The sequence below is a fragment of the Caldimonas tepidiphila genome (genome assembly GCF_003569765.1).
Taxonomy (GTDB): domain Bacteria; phylum Pseudomonadota; class Gammaproteobacteria; order Burkholderiales; family Burkholderiaceae_C; genus Caldimonas; species Caldimonas tepidiphila.
In genome coordinates this window covers 54,562-62,813 of sequence record NZ_QXMG01000035.1, presented here as the reverse complement: position 1 = coordinate 62,813, position 8,252 = coordinate 54,562, and the positions used below count along the sequence as shown (strand labels likewise).

At 54.8% G+C, this 8,252-nt stretch carries 6 protein-coding genes; all 6 read right to left on the bottom strand.

Annotated elements, in window-relative coordinates; translation table 11 throughout:
- Nucleotides 1-107: 107 nt before the first annotated feature.
- Entirely contained in the window at nt 108-845 is a 738-nt protein-coding gene (locus D3A59_RS18005) for a sulfotransferase family protein (protein ID WP_119156710.1), read from the bottom strand.
- Entirely contained in the window at nt 845-1,957 is a 1,113-nt protein-coding gene (gene glf / locus D3A59_RS18000; RefSeq protein ID WP_119156709.1) for a UDP-galactopyranose mutase, read from the bottom strand. Before glf ends, D3A59_RS18005 begins: the two co-directional genes overlap by 1 nt.
- 127 nt (nt 1,958-2,084) lie before the next feature.
- A complete protein-coding gene (locus D3A59_RS17995) occupies nt 2,085-3,083 on the bottom strand; it encodes a sulfotransferase family 2 domain-containing protein (protein WP_119156708.1) in 999 nt (332 codons plus the stop codon).
- The gene (locus D3A59_RS25475; RefSeq protein WP_157991581.1) at nt 3,073-3,249 is read right to left on the bottom strand and encodes a hypothetical protein; all 177 of its coding nucleotides are present in this window, start codon (nt 3,247-3,249) and stop codon (nt 3,073-3,075) included. Before D3A59_RS25475 ends, D3A59_RS17995 begins: the two co-directional genes overlap by 11 nt.
- 54 nt (nt 3,250-3,303) lie before the next feature.
- Complete coding sequence (locus D3A59_RS25470; RefSeq protein WP_157991580.1) at nt 3,304-5,523, bottom strand: glycosyltransferase family 2 protein; 2,220 nt, start codon at nt 5,521-5,523, stop codon at nt 3,304-3,306.
- Nucleotides 5,520-8,204, bottom strand: a complete 2,685-nt coding sequence (locus D3A59_RS17990; protein WP_119156707.1) for a glycosyltransferase — start codon at nt 8,202-8,204, stop codon at nt 5,520-5,522. The genes D3A59_RS25470 and D3A59_RS17990 overlap by 4 nt, the downstream gene beginning before the upstream one ends.
- Nucleotides 8,205-8,252: the final 48 nt, after the last annotated feature.

Sequence of the window (8,252 nt, the reverse complement as noted above, 5' to 3'; positions counted from 1 at the left end):
GGCGCTGTCAAGCCACGCCCCGCCCGGCGCCCTCGCTGCCATTTGTGCAACAAAGCCTCTCCCCTGCCTCCTTGCCCTCTCCGCTTTAGCAATCAGGCTGCCGAACCTCACGCATACCCGTAACGCACCCGCCCCGTGTGGCAGAGACGCTGAATCCGCACTATTTCATCAGCTGTCAGCACCCCTTCGTCGTGATGCGTTATCTCGCGGGTATCGACACCTGCGTAGCACTTGGCATCGAAGGGCTCACCTAGAAAGTCCAGGATCTGCTCCACGCCTTCAAGGGGCTGCTTCACAAAATCTTCGTAGCGGACTTCTAGCACCCGCTCAGGAAAGGCCCTCTTTATCGTGTTCAGGATCGCAGTCGCCTCGTTCCAGTAACTGCATGCCCCTACTAGCTCCTGCACCTTCATCACCTTGCCGATGCGTAAACTTGCCACCACCTCCACCGGGTTGCGGACAATATGAAGAAACTTCGCCCCTGGTATCTCCGCAATCAACGATGCACCGTAGACATTTTGCGGCGTCTTGTCAAACCAACGTGTTGCCCCCGGCTTACGCCTTTGCAAGAAAAGGGCCATATATTTATCATACAGATCGACGCGAGATTGAGCCCCTCTCAGCAATGAAGAGAATTCTTCCTCACTAATACCGTCCATCTGCCGATGCCTAATTAAGACTGGATTGTGCGTCAGCACATGGACAAAGGCAGGAGTCCCAAACGGCTCTGCCCAGCGGAAGAAATGAGTTTCCTCAGGACAAGCCAGATTGGGATGCAATCGCAGTATGTCCCGCAACATTGTGGTGCCAGAGCGAACACAACCTAAAATGAAAAATGGCCTCATTACTTCCTTCCTACGTAGCTCACGAATTCACGAACGGTGTCAAGGGCGGCTCGGATGGTAACGTCCATATCCATATAGCGGTACATTCCAAGCCTTCCAACAAAGGTGACTTTTTTCTCAGAACTGGCCCGCTTCTGATACTGCTCCAGCAGCTCGTTGCCGCTCACATGACTAATGGGATAGTAAGGAATATCATCAGGGCCACAGGCACGACTAAACTCACGATAGCAAATGCTGCCCTTGTGCTCCTCCCAAGGCGAAAAATGTTTATGCTCCGTAATGCGGGTATAGGGAACGGATGCTTCACAATAGTTCATTACGGCACACCCCTGCACATCACCCTCATCACGGAAGACTTCGAAATCAAGAGTTCGATAAGGCAACCGACCAATATCATAACCGTAAAATCCGTCAACCGGACCGGAATAAAAGACATGATCAAACCGCGAGATCATTTCCCGCTCAAAGGAGGTAGACAAATGCACCTTGATATTCGGATGATTTAGCACCCGCTCCACCAAAGTCGTATACCCTTCCAACGGCATACCTTGATATCTGTGAAAGAAATAGTTATCGTTGTAGTTGAAACGGACAGGCAACCGCTTCAATATACTAGCCGGGAGCTCCTGCGGACTAATTCCCCATTGCTTTTCTGTATAGCCTTTGAAGAAGGCTTCATAAAGATCCTTACCCACAAAACGTAATGCTTGCTCCTCAAAGGTCTGTGGATCAACAATGGAAAGATCAGCTTGTGCCCCGATAAATTCCTCGGCCTCCTTAGGACTGAAGGTTCTGCCGAAGAACTGGTTAATTGTATGCAAATTGATTGGCAACGAGAAGATCTGGCCCCGTGTTGTGGCTTTAACCCGGTTAACATAAGGCTTGAACTCCACGAATCGGTTCACATAATTCCAAACCTCTTCATCATCCGTATGGAAAATATGCGGCCCGTAGATGTGAACCATTACTCCAGTCTTTGGGTCCCGCTCGCTATGACAGTTTCCAGCCACATGGTTGCGCCTTTCAAAGACTTCGACTGTGTAACCTTGTTCAGCCAACTCGCGAGCAATTACGGCGCAAGAAAACCCAGCGCCTGCCATTCCGATTTTCATCCTTAAGCCCCAAAAATATAAATAACGAAACTCAAACAAGGGGGAACCGCGAAAATATATCCGCCCCACCTCAACACCAAAATCAATCGTTATGCTCTATCACAACTGACGGAACCCAACATTGCCACTAAACATTCCCCAACGCATCAATAGATGCCTTATCCAATTTTTCGCCTCTCATTACTCTTTGACGAAGGAAATGCAAGAAATATTCGTCGAGCACAAAATTATTTAAACCACTTAGAAGCTTCAACGCTTCCATAATTTTTCCAGCCTGTTCTTCCGGCGAGCAGAAGTAACTCAACATTAAACGCCGCAGGCTACTGTGCATTACATCGTCAAACACATCAGAATGGTTGAACGGAAGGCGCAAGTCGAAGGCCATTTGGGCAACACTCCGAAGCTCTTCCTTAAAATTCTCTGCGTTTACAGTTGAAAAGTTATGCATTTTTTCTGAGCGGTAGGGGCTCCTACCATTCAAAAAGAACCGGTCGTAAAGCTCGACATCTTCCGCGTTCTTTTCCAATAGAAAAGCACGCTGCTCGGAACTCAATTCTGCCCTATGGCTGCCTTGCTTCACATTCAAACGAAGATCACTTGGAATCGGAGGGATTCCGATTTCGTTCATAAGAATGGCAGCATGCTCGAGAAAATTCTCTTGACACCCAATAAAGTTAAATTTTTCCAAAATAGAAATAGCACGCGCTGCCAAGCTTTCGGCCTGCGGCTCAATCAGGGATGGAAATGCTGACACCACCATTTCGCACATAGAGTTAGCATGGCCATCAACAAATTCCTCAAAGGTCTCTCTCACTCCGTATTGAGCACGCTCGTAATCAAACCAACTTACAATACGAGCAACCGGATCTCGCAGAAAAACGAATAGCGACACGGGCCGATTGAAATTAGTCAGTAAAGCCTCGTGAACATGATGACCCCACACAACCTGCGTATGATTGGCAGCCAAAATACCTAGCTCGTTTAGATGCAGACGAGCTGTTTTCTGGTTCACATCAGCTGCCGTGTGCCTTAACGTCCATGGAAGATGAGACTCCAAATGGACTTGCAGCGTTGTACCAGCAGCCTTGTGGATGTGCAAACCTACATAAACAACTTCACTCATCATGATCCTCAATCTTCATAGAAATTATCCCACTGCCATTGACGCCCACCCTCCAAAAAGCAGCAGAAAATTCATCCTCAACATTCATCATTTTAACTGTAATTATGTCTTCAATACTCCAACAAGACAACTCTGCCATTAATCCATCGCCCAAAAATCCTTCCTGCAAAAATTATTTCTGGAGACCCCAGCCTCCAGAAAATTTTTCACCTATACGCCCGACTTAAATCTTGTACTTTCGACCTTCTTTCATCCCATAAAGCAGATAATGCTTGCGAGGATCCAGTCCTGCCGCCTTTACATCGTCATTAATATGCAGGTAGACTGCCGGATCAAAGTCGGCAGGCAAAGATTCAAACCCCCCCCCTGCTGCCTTGCTGATAACGGAAGCCGCCTCCATCACCACTGGCGTTTGCGGTTTAACGGGGGACACATACTTTTGCACCGCTTTAATAAAGTTGCCTTGCCGCTTACCAGATTGCTTCTTCTGTTTCTGATCACCTTTATAGGCTTCACCACCTTTATCATACCCTAGGAAAGCATCCTCCACCGAATCAAAATTTTCTAATGCTACAGCTGCCTCACAGTAGATCTCACGAGTATCTGTTACATAGCGGTCGCGAATCGACTCCCAGAACTTGGGAGCGGAAGTAGTCGCGAGACGCTGCTGCCAGCGCGCACGGATTTCTGCAAAATTCTCACTCAGCTGGCCCAACAGGTTTGCATACTCGCAGAGGACAGCAGTCCGCATCCCGGGCTTCGGGGCCTGAATTTCACGATAAGAGCGGGCGCCATGGTTGACCACAACGATACTTCTCGAAGTACCAGTGTGCTTGTGATAGCCAGGATAGACAAACGGAACGATTAACGCACCTGTTTCCGCTGCTCGTCGCTCCAGAGCATCCTTGTCGACGTCGGGAATCTTTATCGCTTTGATCGCCCCAAGTTCCTTTAATACGGGGATGTAGTGGGACTGGAAATTTTCCGTCAACACTTTAGATTGCGGGTCAAGCAACTCAGCCAGGACGCGCTTATAAACGTCCAAACCTGAAAGGTCATCAATGGACAAATGCTCATGCATCCGCTCTTCAAAAAAGCGGACGTAGAAATCTACATCACTATCACTATAGGTCAGATTAATAATGACTCCGTGCAGGATAGCCATGTACTCCTGCCCGTAGGAGTGAGCGGGCTCGTGCCACGCCGCCAAATTCGGGTTAGTGATCATCGGCACCCCGGCGTCATAAGCACGCAAAGAATACTCAATATCGTCGCCGCGCAGGAAGAAACATGCTGGATAGCCGATCTTCTGGAACACCCTCATCGGCATACCAAAGAAAATGAAGGTTGAGTACTCACAAGTATTGAGTGCACAGAAGTCATCAAGCGGCCCGAAACTGTCTAGCTGCCGACCATGCTTCAGCAAGAAGGGGAATAGGTTGCGCTTGCGGTTAAAACCCGCCCCTGCTTGAAAGTCATTGAGACGGCCCCAGAACCCACCGTCCTCCCACACCACCGCTGGCCGACTTTTCATTAGGACTGGCAGGCTGCAGACGATGTCTTGAGTGCGGTAGGCACAGAACATGAAGTACCTAGCCAGTGACTCCATCGAGAGCGACAAATCGTCATCAAGCATGAGCACCTCCGTGGGGGGCGTCTTGCTAGCGTCACAAGCATCGCTAAAGAGCTTTAGCAGGTGGCCTGCATTACCACCTCCCCCAAGGTTGGGACCTACCAATACGCGTAGGTTGAGCTCCTTTTGCCAATCTTCTACATACTGCGTTTCGCTGCCGGCAGTCGTGTCAAGCACCCAAAAATTCACATGGCTTAGCAAAGACGCATAAAAGCGGTCTTGGCGAGCGGCATCAACGAAACGCCGCAGGATAGCCTTGACATCGGTTGTACGGCCAAAAGTACGTAGCAGGACTGCGAGACGGCATTCTGAGTTCGGCAAGGCCATCGTGACATAGGAAACGTCATAGATAGTAACGCCTATATTGAGAGCATCGATATGCCAAAATAGGCGCGACCCTTCTGGCAGGTCAGTAGGCGAGCCAATGTTAAGCACGTGCTGTGCCCGCTCTGAGGACTGCAGCACGACTTCTTTAATGACTTGCGTCCCCCCATTGCGGGTAGCACGCATCATTTTGAACCGGATAACCCCCTCAAATTCAACTAGCACGCTGAGGCCGCGTATAGAGCTTAGCTGTGCAATTGGCTCGACATATAGACTATTCCGGAAAGTGCCCGTCGCCAGCCATTCTCCCTCCTCCAACTGAATGCCGCTTCTATCGAAGTTTTTGCTAGTGTCTGCGGAAGCAGCAAAAAAGAGATGGCGGCCACCAATAATAAGCTTCTCCATGCCCTGGATGCGATAGTAGTCGCGGCCCTGATAACGGGTGTAGGGGACAAGGTTCTGGTTGAAATTAAAAATGTCGCTCATAATTGCTTTGTAGGGTCCGTACTTTCAGAAAAGGCGAGAGAGCCACTTTGTTGACAGTTGAAAACGGAAGAGGGACAGCTTTCCGTCGATGAAAACATGCTTGGTGGAAGGGTATTTTTCGTTTCGCGCAGAATCGCTTCACAAACAGCCTCCGGCTGATCAACATAGGCCAGCGGCAGGATTAAGTGATTTGGATAACCGTTTCGCACACGACGAGCTTGTGCTCCGATATCGAAGACTGCTACTCGGCAACCGCTTTTGAAGGCTGCGCTAAGTGTGTAGCAGTAGGTTTCCGGCCAAATCGAGGGAATAAAGACGAAATCTGGGTGGCGCTCCTGAATCCGATGTACGAGCTCGCCGTCCACGTAGCGGCCAAGCATCTCGACGCCGGCGGAGGCCAGCGGCCCGTCGTTCATCGAGTAGCCGAGCAGCTCCACCTTCAGCGGCAGCCCGTGCTGGCGAGCGGCCTGTGCCATGCCGAGCACGATGTCGTAGCCCTTGATCTTAGAAATCGCGCCGAGGACGAGCACCCGCAGTGGGCCTGGAGTCCGCGCAGCAGCAGCAGCAGATGGTCGCAGCACCGCCTCCTCCTCGTGCGGCACGACTTTCAGGCGCAGGCCCGGGTAGTAGCGCGACACGCGGCGCGCAACGTCCTCGTCCGGAACCTTGACCTCGTGCGCCATCGCGAGCAGCGCTGAATGCTGCTCACGCCAGTCCTGGATCCGGCCGCTGCTGCGGATCAGCGAATCCTGCGCGAGGCATGCGTTGCAGCCCGCCTCGTCGGGCTCGCCGCAGTAGCGCTGCTGCGGTCCAACTAGATTAATGCGTGGACAGACCGAGTAGTAGTCATGCAAGGTCGCGACCAAGCGCAGGCCCAGCCCGTCGCGCAGCGAGGCGAGCAGCTCGTGGACTCCTGGCGGAAAATCGATGAGATGGTGGATGTGCAGCTCCGCAAGGCCCAAATCGCGCAGCGCGTCCACCAACGCCTGCGGCCCGCTCCAGCGCGCAAGATTGGGCAGCTCGCCGATGTCCCAGGCGCCGAGTGCGACATGACCGGACCACTTGGAGGGACGCAGCTCGAACACCTTTGCGCCGCCAGCTTCCAGCGTCGCGGTCTCCTCGCCGACATGCCGTTCGGTGCCGCCACCACGGTCGTGCGTGACGAGGAGGATGTTGCCGCCGCTGCCCGCGCGCCGCTTCAGGCGCGCGAGGTCGAGCCGGGCACGGTGCGGATGGAGCGGATCGGCCTCGATGAAGGCTTGCACGCGCTTCGGGTAGTCCGGATGCAGGCGCTTGAGCACCTGCAGCGCCTTCTCGCTGCGCCGGGCGGCCTCGGCGGTTCCGAAGCTCGTCGAGCCTTCGTGGAAGACGAAGACATCGGCCGCGATCGCGTTGTCCCAGCCCTGCCTGAGGGCACGCATGCAGAAGTCGTTCTCCTCCCCGTATCCCCGTCCGAAGTTCGCCTCGTCGAGCAGGCCCGCCTGCTCGATGCAGGCGCGCCGCATGTACATGCAGAAGCCCACCCCGGTCGGTGCGGACACGAGCACCCCGGCATTCACCTCGGCCGCCAGCCGATCGAGCGACGAGGCATCGATGTCCGGCGGGACGAGGTTCTGCTGCAGGGTCTGCGGATAGCTGCAGATCGTGGCGTTGTTGGACAGCGGGGTGATGGTGCCGAGCGAAGGCACGCGCGCCGCATGCGCGAGCAAGCGGTCCAGCCAGTCATTGAAGACCTGCGTGTCCGAATTCAGGATCACGACATCGCGCGTCGGGTACAGTCGCAGGCCCCGGTTGACGGTCTTCACGAAGCCGAGGTTGCGCGGGTTGCGCTCGAGCACGAACAGTCCGCGCTCCGCCAGCGTGTCGAGCATCCGGCGCAACTCCCCGTCCGGCCCCGCGTCGTCGATCACCACCAGCACATAGGGCGTACACACCGGGGCGACCAGCACGCTGTGGATGCAGCGCAGCGTCTCCTGCAGTCCCCGGTAGACGGGAATCAGCACGTCCACGGCGTCGCCGGGCGCCTGCGTCCGCGGCGCCAGTCCTTCCCATGCCGAGGGATCGGTGTAGTCGCGCTTGCTCGACGCCAGTGGCGCCGCGAACAGGCTCTCCAGCGGCAGGCCCTGGCTCAGGCAGTGCGCCAACGGGTTGGTCTTCGCGACCTTCAGTGCCGTGCGGCTCAGGCCGAGGTTCAGCGGGCTGCCGGGCAACGGGTTGCGCCCCTCCCTCCAGCCCCAGCGGCTGAAGTGGTAGAGGGGGTCCCGACCACTGGCAGCGACGTCCGGATTGGTCGCGAGGTAGTAGCCGATGTCGAAGACCGGGGAGGGAGACACGCGCCTGAAGCGGCCCAGCAGCGCGTAATGCAGCAGCGCATTGACCGGGAGCGCGCTGCGGCCCAGCGCGGCGAGGTAGTGGCCCTGGTCGAACAGCGGGTTCGGCGACAGCCCTGCGCGGTCGCCCTCCGTGACGTAGTGACGCAGCGGCAGGGACGCAACTGTGCCGGCGAACTGCCGCAGGTAGTGCTCGCGGTCGAAGAGTCGGGTGCGGCGCGTCAGCGCGATCTCCACCGACATGTAGGCGGACTTCATCCCCAAGCCGGAGAGCAGCAGCCGCAGGCAGGGCAGGACGCACAGCAGCACGCTACTGCCGATGCGGGAATCGAGAACACGGCGAAGAATCATTGGCGGGCTCCGCGTCGGAACAGGCGTGAGGATCGGTGTGGCTTCATC